The sequence below is a fragment of the Cobetia sp. 29-18-1 genome (assembly GCF_029846405.1).
Taxonomy (GTDB): Bacteria; Pseudomonadota; Gammaproteobacteria; order Pseudomonadales; family Halomonadaceae; genus Cobetia; species Cobetia amphilecti.
The window spans coordinates 112210-128229 of the sequence record NZ_JARWKS010000001.1; the positions used below are offsets into that span (position 1 = coordinate 112210).

General features: G+C 61.7%; 12 protein-coding genes and 4 tRNA genes. 11 read left to right on the forward strand and 5 right to left on the reverse strand.

Annotation, left to right across the window (positions count from 1 at the left end; all coding sequences use genetic code 11):
• The first annotated feature begins 200 nt into the window (after positions 1 to 200).
• The 3 genes from QD208_RS00485 (at position 201) to QD208_RS00495 (ending at position 5153) form a co-directional block, all read left to right on the forward strand.
• Positions 201 to 2123 (forward strand): PrkA family serine protein kinase, encoded by a 1923-nt coding sequence (locus tag QD208_RS00485; protein ID WP_043334761.1) that lies wholly within the window; start codon positions 201 to 203, stop codon positions 2121 to 2123.
• A 97-nt stretch (positions 2124 to 2220) separates the two neighbouring features.
• Positions 2221 to 3504, forward strand: a complete 1284-nt coding sequence (locus QD208_RS00490; RefSeq protein ID WP_043334759.1) for a YeaH/YhbH family protein — start codon at positions 2221 to 2223, stop codon at positions 3502 to 3504.
• Between the two features lie 83 nt (positions 3505 to 3587).
• Positions 3588 to 5153 carry a SpoVR family protein gene (locus QD208_RS00495; RefSeq protein WP_279835443.1) on the forward strand — a complete coding sequence of 522 codons (1566 nt, stop codon included), beginning with the start codon at positions 3588 to 3590 and terminating at the stop codon, positions 5151 to 5153.
• Positions 5154 to 5336: 183 nt separating this feature from the next.
• Here the strand turns inward: QD208_RS00495 and QD208_RS00500 are convergent, their stop codons facing one another.
• A complete protein-coding gene (locus QD208_RS00500; protein WP_043334757.1) occupies positions 5337 to 5654 on the reverse strand; it encodes a high-potential iron-sulfur protein in 318 nt (105 codons plus the stop codon).
• 448 nt (positions 5655 to 6102) lie between these two features.
• On the opposite strand from QD208_RS00500, the gene QD208_RS00505 reads away from it, so the two are divergent.
• Positions 6103 to 6969, forward strand: a complete 867-nt coding sequence (locus QD208_RS00505) for a DNA/RNA non-specific endonuclease (protein ID WP_279835241.1) — start codon at positions 6103 to 6105, stop codon at positions 6967 to 6969.
• 287 nt (positions 6970 to 7256) lie between these two features.
• Here the strand turns inward: QD208_RS00505 and QD208_RS00510 are convergent.
• From QD208_RS00510 to QD208_RS00525, 4 genes are all read right to left on the reverse strand, one after another.
• Positions 7257 to 7343, reverse strand: a tRNA-Leu gene (locus QD208_RS00510).
• 100 nt (positions 7344 to 7443) lie between these two features.
• Positions 7444 to 7530 (reverse strand) — tRNA-Leu (locus tag QD208_RS00515).
• 42 nt (positions 7531 to 7572) lie between these two features.
• Positions 7573 to 7659: transfer RNA gene (locus tag QD208_RS00520), tRNA-Leu, on the reverse strand.
• Positions 7660 to 7782: 123 nt separating this feature from the next.
• Positions 7783 to 7869 (reverse strand) — tRNA-Leu (locus QD208_RS00525).
• A 362-nt stretch (positions 7870 to 8231) separates the two neighbouring features.
• Between QD208_RS00525 and rnr the strand changes: the two genes are divergently transcribed.
• The 7 genes from rnr (at position 8232) to dnaB (ending at position 15967) form a co-directional block, all read left to right on the forward strand.
• Positions 8232 to 10937: a ribonuclease R gene (gene rnr / locus QD208_RS00530; protein WP_279835243.1), complete on the forward strand. Its 2706-nt coding sequence runs from the start codon at positions 8232 to 8234 to the stop codon at positions 10935 to 10937.
• 323 nt (positions 10938 to 11260) lie between these two features.
• On the forward strand, positions 11261 to 12013 hold the full coding sequence (gene rlmB / locus QD208_RS00535; RefSeq protein WP_279835444.1) for a 23S rRNA (guanosine(2251)-2'-O)-methyltransferase RlmB: 753 nt from the start codon (positions 11261 to 11263) through the stop codon (positions 12011 to 12013).
• A gap of 318 nt (positions 12014 to 12331) precedes the next feature.
• Positions 12332 to 12712, forward strand: a complete 381-nt coding sequence (gene rpsF / locus QD208_RS00540) for a 30S ribosomal protein S6 (RefSeq protein WP_043334756.1) — start codon at positions 12332 to 12334, stop codon at positions 12710 to 12712.
• Between the two features lie 26 nt (positions 12713 to 12738).
• Positions 12739 to 12966 (forward strand): 30S ribosomal protein S18, encoded by a 228-nt coding sequence (gene rpsR, locus QD208_RS00545; protein WP_024952281.1) that lies wholly within the window; start codon positions 12739 to 12741, stop codon positions 12964 to 12966.
• Positions 12967 to 12978: 12 nt separating this feature from the next.
• Positions 12979 to 13833, forward strand: coding sequence for a hypothetical protein (locus tag QD208_RS00550; protein ID WP_043334783.1), 855 nt, complete (start codon positions 12979 to 12981; stop codon positions 13831 to 13833).
• Positions 13834 to 13845: 12 nt separating this feature from the next.
• Positions 13846 to 14292: a 50S ribosomal protein L9 gene (rplI, locus tag QD208_RS00555; RefSeq protein WP_043334754.1), complete on the forward strand. Its 447-nt coding sequence runs from the start codon at positions 13846 to 13848 to the stop codon at positions 14290 to 14292.
• A 286-nt stretch (positions 14293 to 14578) separates the two neighbouring features.
• Positions 14579 to 15967: a replicative DNA helicase gene (gene dnaB / locus QD208_RS00560; RefSeq protein ID WP_165873876.1), complete on the forward strand. Its 1389-nt coding sequence runs from the start codon at positions 14579 to 14581 to the stop codon at positions 15965 to 15967.
• Positions 15968 to 16020 lie beyond the last annotated feature (53 nt).

Genomic DNA, 16020 nt, shown 5'->3' on the forward strand with positions numbered 1-16020 from the left:
TCCGCCGGCGGAAAGTTCGTTGAATGCATTCATTCACTGTATTGGACACCAGCACCCTATATCGACCTATGCTGATAAACACGCCGAGGCAGTCGTCCTGCGTACGCTATCTAGGCTGAGCGGACGAACGAATTTTGCGGTCTTACCTGAGTGGGCCCGGCGATGGTCCCAGCGACTGATGTCGCGACAAGGAGGCTTCCATGAGCATCTTCGATCACGTGCAGAGCCGCTACGAGCGGATTCAGCAAGAAGAGATGAGTCTCCAGGAGTACCTGGAGTTGTGCCGGCAGGACACTACTGCCTACGCCAGCGCTGCCGAGCGCATGCTGGCGGCCATCGGTGAACCGGAGGTCATCGATACCGCCAAGGACCCCAGTCTTTCCCGTATCTTTTCCAACAAGCTGATCCGCCGTTATCCAAGCTTTGCCGAGTTCTATGGCATGGAAGAGGCTATCGAGCAGATCGTTTCCTACTTCCGGCATGCGGCGCAGGGACTGGAGGAGCGCAAGCAGATCCTGTATCTGCTCGGCCCGGTGGGCGGCGGCAAGTCGTCTCTGGCGGAGCGTCTCAAGCTGCTGATGGAGCAGATTCCCTTCTATGCCATCAAGGGCTCGCCGGTCTTCGAGTCTCCGCTGGGGCTGTTCTCGCCGGAGGAAGATGGCGAGCTGATCGAGAAGGAGTACGGCATTCCCCAGCGCTGCATGCGCAGTGCCATGTCACCGTGGGCCGCCAAGCGCCTCAAGGAATATGGCGGTGATATCAGCAAGTTCCGCGTGGTCAAGCTCTATCCCTCGCGCCTCAATCAGATCGGTATCTCCAAGACCGAGCCGGGCGATGACAATAACCAGGACATTTCCGCGCTGGTCGGCAAGGTCGATATCCGTCAGCTGGAGCTCTATGCCCAGGACGACCCGGATGCCTACAGCTTCTCCGGCGGGCTGTGCAAGGCCAACCAGGGGCTGATGGAATTCGTCGAGATGTTCAAGGCGCCGATCAAGGTGCTGCACCCGCTGCTGACTGCGACTCAGGAGGGCAATTACAATCCGACGGAAGGCATGGGCGCGATTCCCTTCGATGGCGTGGTGCTGGCGCACTCCAACGAGAGCGAGTGGCAGGCATTCCGCAACAATCGCAACAATGAGGCCTTCCTCGATCGCGTCTACATCGTCAAGGTGCCTTATTGCCTGCGCGCCTCCGAGGAGGTCAAGATCTACGCCAAGCTGCTGGAGCATTCGTCGCTGAATCAGGCGCCCTGTGCCCCGGATACGCTGCGCATGCTGTCCCAGTTCATCGTGCTGTCGCGTCTGCGTGAGCCGGAGAATTCCAGCGTCTACTCGAAGATGCGCATCTATGATGGCGAGAACCTCAAGGATACCGATCCGCGCGCCAAGTCGATCCAGGAATACCGCGACAGCGCCGGTGTCGACGAGGGGATGGATGGGCTCTCGACACGCTTTGCCTTCAAGATTCTCTCCAAGGTCTTCAACTTCGATGCCAGTGAGGTCGCGGCCAATCCGGTCCATCTGCTCTACGTGCTGGAGCAGCGCCTCGATCAGGAGCAGTTGCCCAAGGAAACCCACGAGCGCTACCTGCGCTATATCAAGGAATACCTGGCGCCCCGCTACGTCGATTTCATCGGCAAGGAGATCCAGACCGCCTATCTCGAGTCCTATTCCGAGTATGGGCAGAACATCTTCGATCGCTATGTGACCTATGCCGACTTCTGGATCCAGGAGCAGGAGTATCGCGATCCCGAGACCGGCGAACTGCTGGACCGTCAGTCACTCAACGAGGAGCTGGAGAAGATCGAGAAGCCCGCGGGCATCTCCAACCCGAAGGATTTCCGTCACGAGGTGGTCAACTTCGTGCTGCGCGCACGGGCGCAGAACAACGGTACCAACCCGAGCTGGCAGTCCTACGAGAAGCTGCGTGCGGTGATCGAGAAGAAGATGTTCGCCAATACCGAAGAGCTGCTGCCGGTCATCTCCTTCAATGCCAAGGCCTCGGCATCCGACCAGCGCAAGCACGAGGACTTCGTGGCGCGCATGGTGGATCGCGGCTACACCGAGAAGCAGGTGCGCCTGTTGTCCGAATGGTATCTGCGCGTACGCAAGTCGCAGTAAGCCCTGCCGACTGACGACAGGCCTGCCGGCGGGCACGATTGCCGCCGGCACTTGCCATCCGGCCATCCGCTGAGGGCGGGGCCGGCAAGGAGGGCGAATGAGTTATTTCATTGATCGACGCAGCAATGCACGCAACAAGAGTGCAGTGAATCGACAGCGCTTCATTCGGCGCTATCGCAGTCATATCAAGCGGGCGGTGGAGGATGCCGTCAATCGGCGCTCCATCACCGACATGGAGCGCGGCGAGGAAGTCTCCATTCCGACGCGTGACATTTCCGAGCCGGTCTTCCAGCACGGTCAGGGCGGCAAGCGGCGTGTGATCAATCCCGGCAACAAGGAATTTGTCGAAGGGGACCGCATGCGCCGTCCCAGCGGCGGTGGTGGGGGAGGCGGCAGTGGCGAGGGCCAGGCCTCCAATCAGGGCGAGGGGGAAGACGACTTTGCCTTCACCCTGTCGCGTGAGGAATTTCTCGAGTTCGTCTTCGACGGGCTGGAACTGCCGCATCTGGAGCGCAAGCAGATCGCGGACATGGAAGAGGTGCGCCCGGTGCGCGCGGGGATCGCGCGTGACGGCACACCGGCACGTATCAACATCGTGCGCTCGATGCGTTCAGCACAGGCGCGGCGCATCGCGATGCGTTCCCCGATCAAGCGGGCGCTGAAGGAAGCTGTCGAAGCGCTGGAGCAGGAGGAGCGCAAGGACCCGGTGCTGCGCAACAAGGTGCGCATCAGTGAGCTCAAGGCGGAAATCGAGCGGCTCGAGGCCCGCCTCAAGGCGGTACCGTTCCTCGATACCTATGACCTGCGCTACAACCACCTCATCAATCAGCCGATGCCGTCCAACAAGGCGGTGATGTTCTGCGTGATGGATGTCTCGGGGTCGATGACCCAGGCGCACAAGGACATCGGCAAGCGTTTCTTCCTGTTGCTGTATCTGTTCCTGGAGCGCAACTACGAGAAGGTCGAGCTGGTCTTCATCCGTCACCACACCGCTGCCAAGGAAGTCGACGAGGAGGAGTTCTTCTACTCCCGCGAGACCGGCGGCACTATCGTGTCCAGTGCCCTCACGCTGCTCGATGAGGTGATCGAATCGCGCTATCCGGCCGGTGAGTGGAATCTCTACGTGGCGCAGGCCTCGGATGGCGACAACTGGGACGACGATTCCACCAACTGTCGCGAACTGATGATCAAGAAACTGATGCCGCGCCTGCAGTACTACGCCTATGTGGAGATCACGCCGCATGCCCATCAGGCGCTATGGGAGGAGTACGAGCGGGTCGAGGCGGAATTTCCGGAGCGCTTTGCCATGCAGCAGATCGTCGAGGCAGGCGATATCTACCCGGTGTTCCGCGAGCTGTTCAAGCGCCGCATCAGCGCCTGATCACATCATGCGACGTGCCCGGCTGTCGCGCCGGGTCAGGAGGCCTCATGAGTCATGGTCTTGATGGCGGTCTTGATGACCGAATGAGCAAGCGCATCGATAGCCGGCTGGAAGACACCCAGCCGGCCAGCGGGTCGGATTGGACCTTCGAATTGCTCGAGCATTTCGAAAGCGAGATCGCGCGCATCGCCGCGCAGTACAAGCTGGATATCTACCCCAACCAGATCGAGGTGATCACGTCCGAGCAGATGATGGATGCCTACGCCAGCATCGGCATGCCGGTCGGCTACCATCACTGGTCGTTCGGCAAGCAGTTCCTGTCGGTGGAGCAGGCATATCGACGAGGGCAGATGGGGCTGGCCTATGAGCTGGTGATCAATTCCGACCCGTGCATCGCCTATCTGATGGAAGAGAACACCCTGATGATGCAGATTCTGGTCATGGCGCATGCCTGCTATGGCCACAACAGCTTCTTCAAGGGCAATTATCTGTTCCGCACCTGGACGGATGCCTCGGCGATCATCGACTACCTCGTCTTCGCGCGGAAATACGTGTCCGAGTGCGAGGAGCGTCATGGCGTGGACGCCGTCGAGCAGCTGCTCGACGCCTGCCATGCGCTGCAGAACTATGGCGTGGATCGCTACAAGCGTCCTTCGGCCATCTCGCCGGAAGAGGAGGTCCAGCGTCAGCAGGAGCGTGAGGCCTATTTGCAGGCCCAGGTGAATGCGCTGTGGACCACGATTCCCCAGGCGGGCGAAGAGGATGAGGTGGTCGATGAGGTCAATGACCCCCTCGGTCTGCATCGCCGCGGCCGCTATCCGCCGGAACCGCAGGAGAACCTGCTCTATTTCATCGAGAAGAATGCCCCGTTGCTGGAGCCCTGGCAGCGCGAGCTGGTGCGTATCGTGCGCAAGCTGGCGCAGTACTTCTACCCGCAGCGCCAGACGCAGGTGATGAACGAGGGCTGGGCGTGTTTCTGGCACTACACCATCATGAATCAGCTCTACGATGAGGGGTTGATCGGCGAGGGCGTGATTCTCGAGTTCCTGCAGTCGCATACCTCGGTGGTGCAGCAGCCCGGCTTCGATCACCCGCATTACAACGGCATCAATCCCTATGCGCTGGGCTTCGCGATGTTCACCGATATCAAGCGTATCTGTGAGCACCCCGACGATGAGGATCGTGAGTGGTTCCCGGATATCGCCGGCAGCGACTGGCTGGAAACGGTGCACTTCGCGATGCGCAACTTCAAGGATGAGTCCTTCATCCAGCAATTCCTGTCGCCCAAGGTGATCCGGGATCTCAAGCTGTTCTCGCTGGTCGATGATGACAGCGATGAGCATCTCGTCATTGACGCCATTCACGACAGTCGTGGTTACAAGCGCATTCGCGAGGCGCTGTGCGTGCAGTACGCACTGAGCCACCGTGAGCCGAATATCCAGGTGTGGGCCGCCAACATTCGCGGTGATCGCTCACTGACCCTGCGCCATGTGCAGGATGATCGCCGCCCGCTGGCGCGCAGCGTCTACCCCGTGATGCGCTATCTGCATCAGCTGTGGGGCTTCCCTGTCCATCTGGAGTCGATGGAGATCGATGAGGTGGCAAGGCGCTACCAGTGGCCACTGCCGGAGGACGCCAATCCCGGCTGACAGGGCTTCAGGTGACGCTCATGGCGGATCGAGGGGGTGTCGAGGGATGCCTGACCTGACCGGCGCGCAATCGGCATAAGGCAGGCATGAAAAAACCGCCGTGAGGACACCCTCGCGGCGGTTTTCTTGTCTCAAACGGCTCTCGTGCTCGTGCTTTCAGCCAGAGGGTTCCGGTTGCGCACCTCAGGCCGGGCGCTTGGTCCAGGACTGACACCAGCCCTTCGGCTCGACGCTATGGCTTGGGAAAAGCTGGCAGCCTTCGTTCTCGGGCTTGTAGAACATGCAGTTGGCGCAGTCTGAACCCGGCTTGAAGGCGGGGTGGTCCTTGGCTTCACTGGCGACTTCCACGTAGTTGAGCGCCTTGGCTTGCGGATTGGAGGTATCCAGCCGCGGCAGGTCGGCGGCAAGGGCGCGGGGTGAGAGTATGGCGGCGCCCAGCGGCAGGGCAGCGAGCCCCAGCAGGCTGTTGCGCATGAAGTTACGGCGGCTCTGATTGGCCATGGTCGGATTCCTTCTCATCAATGGAGCACAACCGTCGGGATGTGCTGCGGTCACGGCTCGCCTGTCAGGAGGCGCTTGCATGTTAGTCGTTGCAGTGTCGCAGGTGCCACCGGTGCCTTGATGGGCGCTCTGTGTGGCATTGCTGACCGCTTGCTGGCATTCATGGATGCAGGTGGCATGCCAGATGCTGAACATGTGGTCAGGTTCTGCGCCATCGGTGTTCGGGCAGATTTGTCAGGAGGTCTCTGCTCGCCGATGGTGCGTCAAGCGGGTGCTGCCTGCTTATTGTGGCTTGAGTTGGGGCAACCGTCAGCCTCGCTGGCAGAACTCTGGCATGATGGAATCGACGCAGGAACGTGAATGACGTCGCTGTGGCCCGCGAGCCATGGCGAAATGATGGGTGCATGCCTTGCCGAGGTAACTGCAACGACAAGAAGGAAATGGCGGGATGCTGGATGTGATGGACAATATTCGCTCGGCCGGCCGCAAGCTGTGGCGGGGCTTCGGGATCAGCGTGGTGTTTGCACTGGTAGGGGGTGGGCTCTGGTGGTGGCAGGAGCGCGACTACCAGCAGTTCTACGTCTGGCAGGGCGTACCGCAGGCGCGTGCACTGGATTGGAAGACGCTGGCGCGCGGCTTGCGCAGCGATGCCTATCTGGTGGGCTGGTCTGATCTGCGCGCCAACCCGTTGTGGGTGACATGGCGGCTCGAGAATACTCAAGGGTCGCGGCTGGGGGAGCGTCCTGACGAGTTCGAGCGCGACTGGCGCTCGCTATGGCCCGTCACGCCGGATAGCTATCGCAACAGTGGCTACGACCGTGGACACCTGGCGCCCAACTACGCCATCGGCAAGATCTACGGCGTCAAGGCGCAGCATCAGACCTTTCGCATGACGAATATCTCGCCACAGACACCGGCGCTCAATCGCAAGCTCTGGCAACGTCTGGAAGCCGCCATCATGGACAGCATCCTGCCGCGCGAAGGCGCGCTGTGGATCACGGCAGGGCCGGTCTTCAGCGGCAGTATCGAGCGGCTGCCCAATCTGATCGAGATTCCCGATGCCTTCTACAAGATCATCATCTCGCCCGGCTCGGGTCGGCAGGCACCGCGCGCGCTGGCATTTCTCTTCCCGCAGCAGGTGAGGGGAGATGAACCGCTGGACCGTTTTCTGGTCAGCATCGATCGCATCGAGTCTCTGACAGGGCTGGACTTCTTCCATGAGCTCCCCGATGACGTCGAGCAGCGCCTCGAGGCGCAGGTCGTGCGCGATGGCTGGCAGGTCGACAGTTTCAGTCGTACGCCATCACGTTATTGAGCGTATAGCCAAGGTCCGACTGACAGGAACGTACTGAAGGAGTTCGGCGGACAGGTGCCGACTGAAGGGGGGCAGCTGAAAAGAGTTATCCACAATGTCAGGCGTAGTAATGGGTGTGGACAAGTTGCGCATGAGGCGGTCGGTATTTTCTTCGCGACATGCGAAAGACAACGCAGGGCGCTGTGGGTCTGAGCAAAACAAGAGGGTGAGTCAGTCAGGATATAGCGAGGGGGAGTATCGCGATGTGGGCAGCAGGCGCTGCGAGGATGCATCGGATATCAACTTGATGGTGCCCAGAAGAGGACTTGAACCTCCACGTCCATACGGACACTAGCACCTGAAGCTAGCGCGTCTACCAATTCCGCCATCTGGGCATCAAGTTGTGTGCTGAAGTCTCAAGAGCTGAGTCTTGCAGCTGAACGAGCATGAAATCCTTGGTAGTGGATGCCATGTTCCCTGTTCGAGTGCGCATCGTGGTGCCCAGAAGAGGACTTGAACCTCCACATCCTTACGGATACTAGCACCTGAAGCTAGCGCGTCTACCAATTCCGCCATCTGGGCGAAGCGCGATACAGGGGTCGTTCGTTATGAGTCTGACGTCCGTGGTGCCCAGGAGAGGACTTGAACCTCCACATCCTTACGGATACTAGCACCTGAAGCTAGCGCGTCTACCAATTCCGCCACCTGGGCAGACATCAGAACTCGTTTCGGTCCGAAGACCCGGATCAGCAGTCAAGTTGTTGAAACTTAAATGCTTTACCCGTTTTCTGGTATCCATCTTAACGTGTGTCACGCCAACATGAAACCTGAAATTGGTGCCCAGAAGAGGACTTGAACCTCCACGTCCATACGGACACTAGCACCTGAAGCTAGCGCGTCTACCAATTCCGCCATCTGGGCAAGTGGTGCCGAATAATACGGATGTACTGCGGGAATGCAAGCTTTTTCTTTCATGTCCTGCTGAGCGAGCCGCAGAAAGCCTCTCTCGCTTCATGAGGACAGACAGGGGACAGACAGAGGGCAGAGAGAGGACAGAGAGAGAACAGACAGGTGAAGCTCATCAATTGGCGAGCTTTCAGACTTGAGAGTCTGGCCTCGGGCCGCCATTGAGAGCACTGAATGGCCCCTCCGCCGTGATGAGTGGCGGGGAATGGTTGGGTCGGCCCAAGGGTAGAGGCTATAATGCGCGGATGAGAGACAACCTGTCATTCCGTGCCGCGATCGCTGCCCGTCTCGAATTCATCGTCAAGGAATCCTGATTAATGACCCAATGGACGCTCAGCGACGACCCGCACGCGGAACGCGAAGCCCATAAGTACGACAAGCCCATCCCCAGCCGAGAGTTCTTGCTCGACAAGCTGGAAGAGTATGGCAAGCCCATTACCCACGAGAACATGAGCCGCATGCTCGGTTTCGAGGACGAGGAGCAGCAGGAAGCTGTGCGCCGTCGCCTCAATGCCATGGAGCGTGATGGTCAGGTGCTGCGCAATCGTCGCGGTGCCTATGCCCTGATCGACAAGCTGGACCTGATCCGTGGCCGCGTCGTCGGTCACCGCGATGGCTTCGGCTTCCTGGCGCGCGAAGATGGCGTCAAGCCGGACCTCGCCGTGCCGCCGCGCCAGATGCGTCGCGTCTTCCATGGCGATCAGGTGCTGGCTCGCGTCAGCGGCCGTGATCGTCGTGGCCGCGACGAGATCACCATCGTCGAGGTGCTGGCGCGCAATACCCAGACCCTGGTTGGCATCTATCGTCAGTCCGAGCCGGACTTCGGTGTGCTGATTCCCGAGAACTCGCGCATCGCGCAGGAAGTCATCATCCCCAACCGCGTGTCCAATGGTGCCAAGGACGGTCAGGTGGTGTCCGTGCGCATCACTCAGCAGCCCGCCACACGCGTGCAGCCGGTGGGTGAAGTGGTCGAGGTGCTCGGTGAGCGCATGGACCCGGGCATGGAAATCGATATCGCGATCCGTTCCCACGATATCCCCAGTGAATTCCCGCCGGAAGTCGAAGACCAGATCTCGACCATCTCCGCCGAGGTGCTGGAAGAAGACAAGAAGGGCCGCATCGATCTGCGCGAGACGCCGCTGGTCACCATCGATGGCGAAGACGCTAAGGACTTCGATGACGCCGTCTGTGCCTGGCAGGACGACAATGGCAACTGGAAGCTGCTGGTCGCCATCGCCGATGTCTCCCACTACGTGCGTGGCGGCAGCCCGCTGGATCAGGAAGGCTATGTGCGCGGCAACTCGGTGTATTTCCCGGGTCAGGTCGTGCCGATGCTGCCGGAACTGCTCTCCAACGGTCTGTGCTCGCTCAACCCGCATGTCGATCGTCTGACGCTGGTCTGTGAGCTGACCATCTCTGCCAGCAGTGGCGAGATGCTCGACTATCGCTTCTTCGAAGCCGTGATTCGCTCGCATGCTCGCCTGACCTACGAGAAGGTCGGCACCATGCTGACCGACCCGGAAAGTGAGGAAGGTCAGGCACTGTGCCAGCAGTACAATGAACTGCTGCCGTCGCTGCACAACCTGCACGCGCTGTACGGCGTGCTGCGCAAGGCGCGTGACAAGCGCGGTGCCATCGACTTCGAGACCACCGAAACGCAGATCCTGTTCAACGATGAGCGCAAGATCGAGCAGATCGTGCCGCGTACCCGCAACGACGCGCACAAGCTGATCGAGGAATGCATGCTGGCGGCCAACGTCGCGACGGCACGCTTCCTGGATGAGCACGATCTCCCGGCCCTCTATCGTGTCCACAAGCAGCCGGCACCGGAGCGTCTGAACAACCTGCGCGCCTTCCTGGGTGAGCTGGGTCTGACGCTGGAAGGTGGCGACGAGCCGGCACCCAAGGACTTCCAGGCACTGCGTGCCTCGATCGCCGAGCGTCCGGACCTCGACATCATCCAGACCGTGATGTTGCGCAGCATGACCCAAGCGGTCTACTCGCCGCAGAACGAAGGTCACTTCGGTCTGGCCTACGATGCCTACGCGCACTTCACCTCGCCGATCCGTCGCTATCCGGATCTGCTGGTGCACCGTGCGATTCGCTCCGTCATCCGTGGCCCGCGCAAGACCGACACCGTGCTGCGCGCCGAAGATGCCGTGACCGAGCGCCCGACCAAGTGGTGCCCGTACACCTTCGAGCAGATGCTCGAGCTGGGTGAGCACTGCTCGATGACCGAGCGCCGCGCCGATGAGGCGACGCGTGACGTCAACGACTGGCTCAAGTGCGAGTTCATGAAGGACAAGGTCGGGGAAGTGCTGGAAGGCACCGTCGCGGCAGTCACCCAGTTCGGCCTGTTCGTGCGTCTGGATGCCTACTACGTCGAAGGCCTGCTGCACATCTCCTCGCTGCCGTCCGACTACTATCACTACGAGGCCGAGAAGCATCGCCTCAAGGGTGAGCGTGCCGGCGTCAGCTATGGTCTCGGCGATGGCGTCACCGTCCAGGTGGCCCGTGTCGATATGGATGAGCGCAAGATCGACTTCATGCTCAGCGACCCGACGCCGCGTCCCAAGCGCAAGCCGCGCAAGGCTCGCAGCAGCGAGGGCGACAAGCCGGCAGCCGGCAAGAGCGGTTCCGCTGCCAGCAAGGAAGCCGCCGCCAAGGGACGTCCCGGCAAGCGTGAGCGCGAACGCCTCAAGTCCCTGACCGAGGAAGTCAGTCAGGAAGGCAATGGCAGCGCGGCTGCGGCCGAAAAGCCGGCAGGTGAGCGTCCGTCGCGCAAACCGCGCGGTGAGCGCAATGATCGCTCGGGCCGTGGAGAGCGCAAGGCCGCCGCTGGCAATGAGCAGCAGCCCGCCGCCGAGGCGCCCGCTGCGGCGCGTCCGGCCGTGCCGAGTGGTCCGGAAGCCGCCGACAGCCCGTTCGCGCCGGTCGCGCCGATGGGTGCCGCAGGCAAGGACGACCCGTCGCGCAAGCGGGGTTCGCGCTCGCGCGGACGTCGCGGTAACGGCCGCAGCTGATTTCGGCTCGGCTCCTCGCGCGTCACTGCATCAGCCCCGGCTCCGGTCGGGGCTGATGCGTTGGGCAGTCGTCAGGCTGCACGATTTCAAGGCTGTCGCGTCGGCGGCAGCTCAGTTTCCGTCAATGTGACAGGGCCCGTCGGGTCATCAGTCAGGAAGGCACAATGAGTCAGGACAAGGGGCGCAAGCCCGGCCGCGGCAAGCCCGCCGGCGAGCGTGCTAGTCACGCCAGAAGTGAGCATTCCCGAGGTGAGCGCAGCGGCGCTCAGCGTCACGAGCGTGGCGGGGCACGCAAGGGTGGCGCTCGCGCCGCCGCGGCGAAGATTCCCGGTGGCCTGGAAGCCGTCTATGGCGTGCACGCCGTGGAAGCCTTGCTGGCACGTGACCGCGCACCCAGCGAGCTGTGGGTGCAGGCGGGCGAGGCCGAGCTGCGCCTGAGCGAGATCATCGAGCAGGCGCGTGCCGCCGGCTCGCGCGTCACCCTCAAGGGGCGCGAGGAACTGGATGCACTGGCCGTCGGCGGTGGCGCCCATCAGGGGCTGGTCGCGCTGTGTGCGCCGCTGGCCACCGAGAACGAGACCGGCCTCAAGCTGCGTCTCGATGGCTGGTCCCACGCAGAAGCTCCGCTGTTTCTGGTGCTGGACTCCGTCACGGATCCGCACAACCTCGGTGCCTGCCTGCGCAGTGCCGATGCCGCGGGCGCCCATGGTGTCATCGTGCCCAAGGACAAGTCGGCCTCACTGAACGCGACCGTGCGCAAGGTGGCCTGTGGGGCCGCGGAAGTGGTGCCGGTCTATCAGGTCACTAACCTGGCCCGCACGCTGGACGCCATGAAGGAAGCCGGTGTCTGGGTGCTGGGCACGGCGGGCGAAGCCGAATCCATGGCCTTCGAAGCCGATTTCACCGGCCCGGTCGCCATCGTGATGGGTGCCGAGGGCAAGGGCATGCGTCGTCTGACCCGCGAGCACTGCGACAGCCTGATCAAGCTGCCGATGGCGGGCAGCGTCTCCAGCCTCAATGTCTCGGTTGCCGCGGGCATCTGCTTGTTCGAGGCCGTGCGTCAGCGCCGCGGCTGAGGCAATTGTCGGCAGGGGATAGTCAGGAAGGCAGGCAGGCAGGGTAGAGGCAAGAGAGTGGCAAGAGAGAGACGGCCGGCGGAACGGGCTGGCTGTCTTTCACGGGCCGCTTGCCAAGCCCTTGACTCCTCTCTACAATACTGCGGTTCTGTGAAGTGCAGTCTGCAGTGAATGCGCGGCATGGGGGCATCTGTCCTCGCCCGCGCGCGTCTTTCGTGGCCTTCGGGTCTGAATGGCACAACCGTAGTAATCACTCCACTCCTTGCTTCCCGGCCCGAGACGCGCCGTGGGGGCTGTCAAACCGAAAGGAGCCAAGCCATGCGTCACTACGAGATCGTGTTCATGGTCCACCCGGACCAGAGCGAACAGGTTCCGGCCATGATCGAGCGTTACACCTCCATCGTGACCGAAGCCGGCGGTACTGTGCATCGTCTGGAAGATTGGGGTCGCCGTCACCTGGCCTACCCGATCAACAAGATCCACAAGGCCCACTACGTGCTGATGAACGTCGAAACTACCGGTGAGGTGGTTGAAGAACTCGAAACCATCTTCCGTTTCAACGACGCCGTCATCCGTAACCTGGTTGTGCGTTCAAAGGAAGCGGCCATCGAGCCGTCTCCGATGATGAAGCCGGCTGAAGAGAAGCGTCCGCGTCGCGAAGACAAGCGTGACGAATCCGAAGCTCAAGACGCTAACTGATACCGCACCCCCAGGAGGTCATTGCAATGGCACGTTTTTTCCGTCGTCGCAAGTTCTGCCGCTTCACCGCTGAAGGCGTGAAGCAGATCGACTACAAGGACATCGAAGTCCTGAAGTCTTACATCACCGAGACCGGCAAGATCGTCCCGAGCCGTATCACTGGCACCAAGGCACGCTACCAGCGTCAGCTGGCGACTGCCATCAAGCGTGCTCGCTACCTGGCTCTGCTGCCGTACAGCGACAGCCACCAGTAAGGCGACACCATGATGCTGGCACTGGCACGCTGGGCCATGCGCGGCCCCCTGCAATGCATCGCGATTGCATTGCTGACGGGAATCGTGCCCTGGTTCTTCTGGTTCAGTGCCGCCATCAGTGCGCTGGTCACGCTTCGGCGTGGCCTTGCGCCTGCCGCACCCGTAGTCATCGCCGCCGCCGTTCCGGCCGGTTGGTGGTGGGTACAAGGCGATCCGGTGCCTCTGGCAACCGTATTGCTGGTCACCCTGATGGCAACCCTGTTGCGCGCTCGCGTGCGATGGGGTGAGGCGCTGATAGGCGCCAGCCTGACGGCGGCACTGATGGTGCAGTCCGGGATATTCCTGCCACCAGGCGGAGCCGGTCCACTGCTTGAGAGCATTCGCAAGAATGCCCCTGAGCTTGACGCACGCTTGAACGACTTTGCCGCTCAAGGTGTGCCGACTGAACAGCTCGCAGGGCTGGTCATCGGTGGTATTACCGGGTTGGTGGTCCTGCTGGCCGCCACGGGATGTCTGGCCCTGGCGCGCAGTTGGCAGTCCGGGCTCTACAATCCGGGTGGGTTTCGCAGCGAATTCCATGCCTTTCGGCTGAGTTTGCCCGAAATCCTGATACTGGCAGCCTGCGGGATCATTGGCGTACTGCTCAATGTGCCTGCAGTGCTCCTGCTGATCTGGATACCGCTGCTGGTGGCGGGCATTGCCCTGGTACATGGTTACATCGGGTTAAAGGGGATGAGCGGGTTATGGCTCGTCGGCGTCTATTTCATGATGCTGACCACCTGGCCCACGATTCTGATTTTGCTGCTGTTGGCGCTTGTGGACGTCTTTGCGGATTTTCGCGCACGTCTCGCCGGCAGTCATCGATAAGAGGTTTACGAGATGCAAGTCATTCTGCTCGACAAGATTGGCAAGCTGGGCAACCTGGGTGACCAGGTTTCCGTCAAGGCTGGCTTCGGTCGCAACTACCTGCTGCCGTACGGCCTGGCAGTTCCGGCCACTGCTGAAAACCAGGCAGCTTTCGAAGCTCAGCGCGCTGAGCTGGAAGCACAGGTTGCAGAGCGCAAGACCGAAGCTGAAGCGCGTGCCGCTCAGCTGAACGAAATCGAACTGTCCCTGGTCGCCAAAGCTGGCGAAGAAGGCAAGCTGTTCGGTTCCATCGGTCCGCGTGATCTGGCCGAAGCTATCGCCCAGTCTGGCATCGACATCGCCAAGAGCGAAGTCCGCATGCCGGAAGGCCCGCTGCGCAACACTGGCGAATACGACATCGTGCTGCAGCTGCACGCTGAAGTGACTGCCACTGTCCGTGTGGTCGTGGTCGGCGAGTAATCGCTGATTTGCAGTGGCTGGCCGGTGATCCGGTGTAGCGACTGCTGCGGTACCCAAGCCGCCTTTGCATCCTCGATGCGAAGGCGGTTTTTTCATGGGCGCGATTTGTCATCGGCGTGGCATTTGCCTCGTCGCCGGCGAGGCGATGACGCACAAAATCCGGTAGAATGCCTGCCCCCGTCAGGAAGAGGCTTCGGCGTGGGCGCGGCGGTTGGCAGGCTTGCGTCAATGCGTGAAACTAGAAGCCCCCGCGGGCATGTCAGTCATCAGCAGGAGTCAGCCAGGCATGAGCGAGATTCAGGATCAGGATCGCGAGACGGCAGCGCTCAAGGTGCCGCCCAATTCGCTGGAGGCCGAGCAGTCGGTGCTTGGCGGCTTGATGCTGGACAACAGCGCCTGGGATACCGTCTCCGAGCGGCTGGTGGCCGACGACTTCTATCGCTATGAGCACCGACTCATCTACAACGCCATGTCTCAGCTGGTCGGCGGCAGCCGCCCGCTGGATGTGGTGACGCTGTCCGAGCTGCTGGAAAGTCGTGACCAGCTCGAGTCGGTCGGCGGGCTGGCGACCCTCGCCGAGCTTGCGCGCAACACGCCCTCGGCCAGCAACATCAAGGCCTATGCCGACATCGTTCGCGAGCGCGCCACGCTGCGCAAGCTCATCCAGGCGGCCAACCAGATCGCCGAGAGCTCCTTCAGCCCGCAGGGCCGTGATGCCGATGAGCTGGTCAACGAGGCCGAGCGCCTGGTGTTCCAGATCAGCGAGTCGCGGCCCAAGAGCGGCGGCCCCAAGGGCATGAGTCAGCTGCTGACCGGCGCGGTGGACCGCATCGATGAGCTGTTCAACCTCAAGGGCCAGATGACGGGCCTGTCGACCGGCTTCCGTGATCTCGATGACATGACCTCCGGCCTGCAGCCGTCGGATCTGGTGATCATTGCCGGCCGTCCCTCGATGGGCAAGACCACCTTCGCCATGAACCTGGTCGAGCATGCCGTGGTCTCCGGCGACAAGCCGGTCGCCGTGTTCTCGATGGAGATGCCCGCCGAATCGCTGATGTTGCGCATGATCTCCTCGCTGGGCCGCATCGATCAGACCAAGGTGCGTACCGGCCAGCTGGAAGACGAGGACTGGCCGCGTCTGACCTCGGCGGTCAACCTGCTCAAGGACAAGCAGCTGTTCGTCGATGACACCGCGGCGCTGTCGCCCAACGAGATGCGCTCGCGCTGTCGACGCATGGCGCGTGAGCACGGCGGCATCGGCCTGATCATGATCGATTACCTTCAGCTGATGCAGGTGCCGGGGCTTTCCGAGAACCGTACTGCCGAGATCTCCGAGATCTCACGCTCGCTGAAGGGCCTGGCCAAGGAATTCGCCTGCCCGGTCGTGGCGCTCTCGCAGCTGAACCGCTCGCTTGAGCAGCGCCCCAACAAGCGCCCGGTGATGTCGGATCTGCGTGAATCCGGCGCCATCGAGCAGGATGCCGATGTCATCGCCTTCGTCTACCGTGATGAGGTCTACAACAAGGACAATCCCGACAACAAGGGACTGGCCGAGCTGATCATCGGCAAGCAGCGTAACGGCCCCATCGGTACCGTTCACATGGCCTTCATCGGCAAGTACACCCGTTTCGAGGACCTGGCGCCCGACAGTTATGGCCAGGCCTTCGCTGAATAACGTGATGCGTACGCGCGTCAATCATGTACCCGGGCGGCGGCATCGCCGTTGCC

What these genes read in the sequence shown, in the direction of transcription:
- QD208_RS00485 (WP_043334761.1), top strand. Translation starts at nt 201, where the DNA reads ATGAGCATCTTCGATCACGTGCAGAGCCGCTACGAGCGGATTCAGCAA.
- QD208_RS00550 (WP_043334783.1), top strand. Translation starts at nt 12,979, where the DNA reads ATGCTGGCACTGGCACGCTGGGCCATGCGCGGCCCCCTGCAATGCATC.
- QD208_RS00500 (WP_043334757.1), bottom strand. Translation starts at nt 5,654, where the DNA reads ATGGCCAATCAGAGCCGCCGTAACTTCATGCGCAACAGCCTGCTGGGG.
- QD208_RS00495 (WP_279835443.1), top strand. Translation starts at nt 3,588, where the DNA reads ATGAGCAAGCGCATCGATAGCCGGCTGGAAGACACCCAGCCGGCCAGC.
- rnr (WP_279835243.1), top strand. Translation starts at nt 8,232, where the DNA reads ATGACCCAATGGACGCTCAGCGACGACCCGCACGCGGAACGCGAAGCC.
- dnaB (WP_165873876.1), top strand. Translation starts at nt 14,579, where the DNA reads ATGAGCGAGATTCAGGATCAGGATCGCGAGACGGCAGCGCTCAAGGTG.
- QD208_RS00490 (WP_043334759.1), top strand. Translation starts at nt 2,221, where the DNA reads ATGAGTTATTTCATTGATCGACGCAGCAATGCACGCAACAAGAGTGCA.
- rplI (WP_043334754.1), top strand. Translation starts at nt 13,846, where the DNA reads ATGCAAGTCATTCTGCTCGACAAGATTGGCAAGCTGGGCAACCTGGGT.
- rpsR (WP_024952281.1), top strand. Translation starts at nt 12,739, where the DNA reads ATGGCACGTTTTTTCCGTCGTCGCAAGTTCTGCCGCTTCACCGCTGAA.
- rpsF (WP_043334756.1), top strand. Translation starts at nt 12,332, where the DNA reads ATGCGTCACTACGAGATCGTGTTCATGGTCCACCCGGACCAGAGCGAA.
- QD208_RS00505 (WP_279835241.1), top strand. Translation starts at nt 6,103, where the DNA reads ATGCTGGATGTGATGGACAATATTCGCTCGGCCGGCCGCAAGCTGTGG.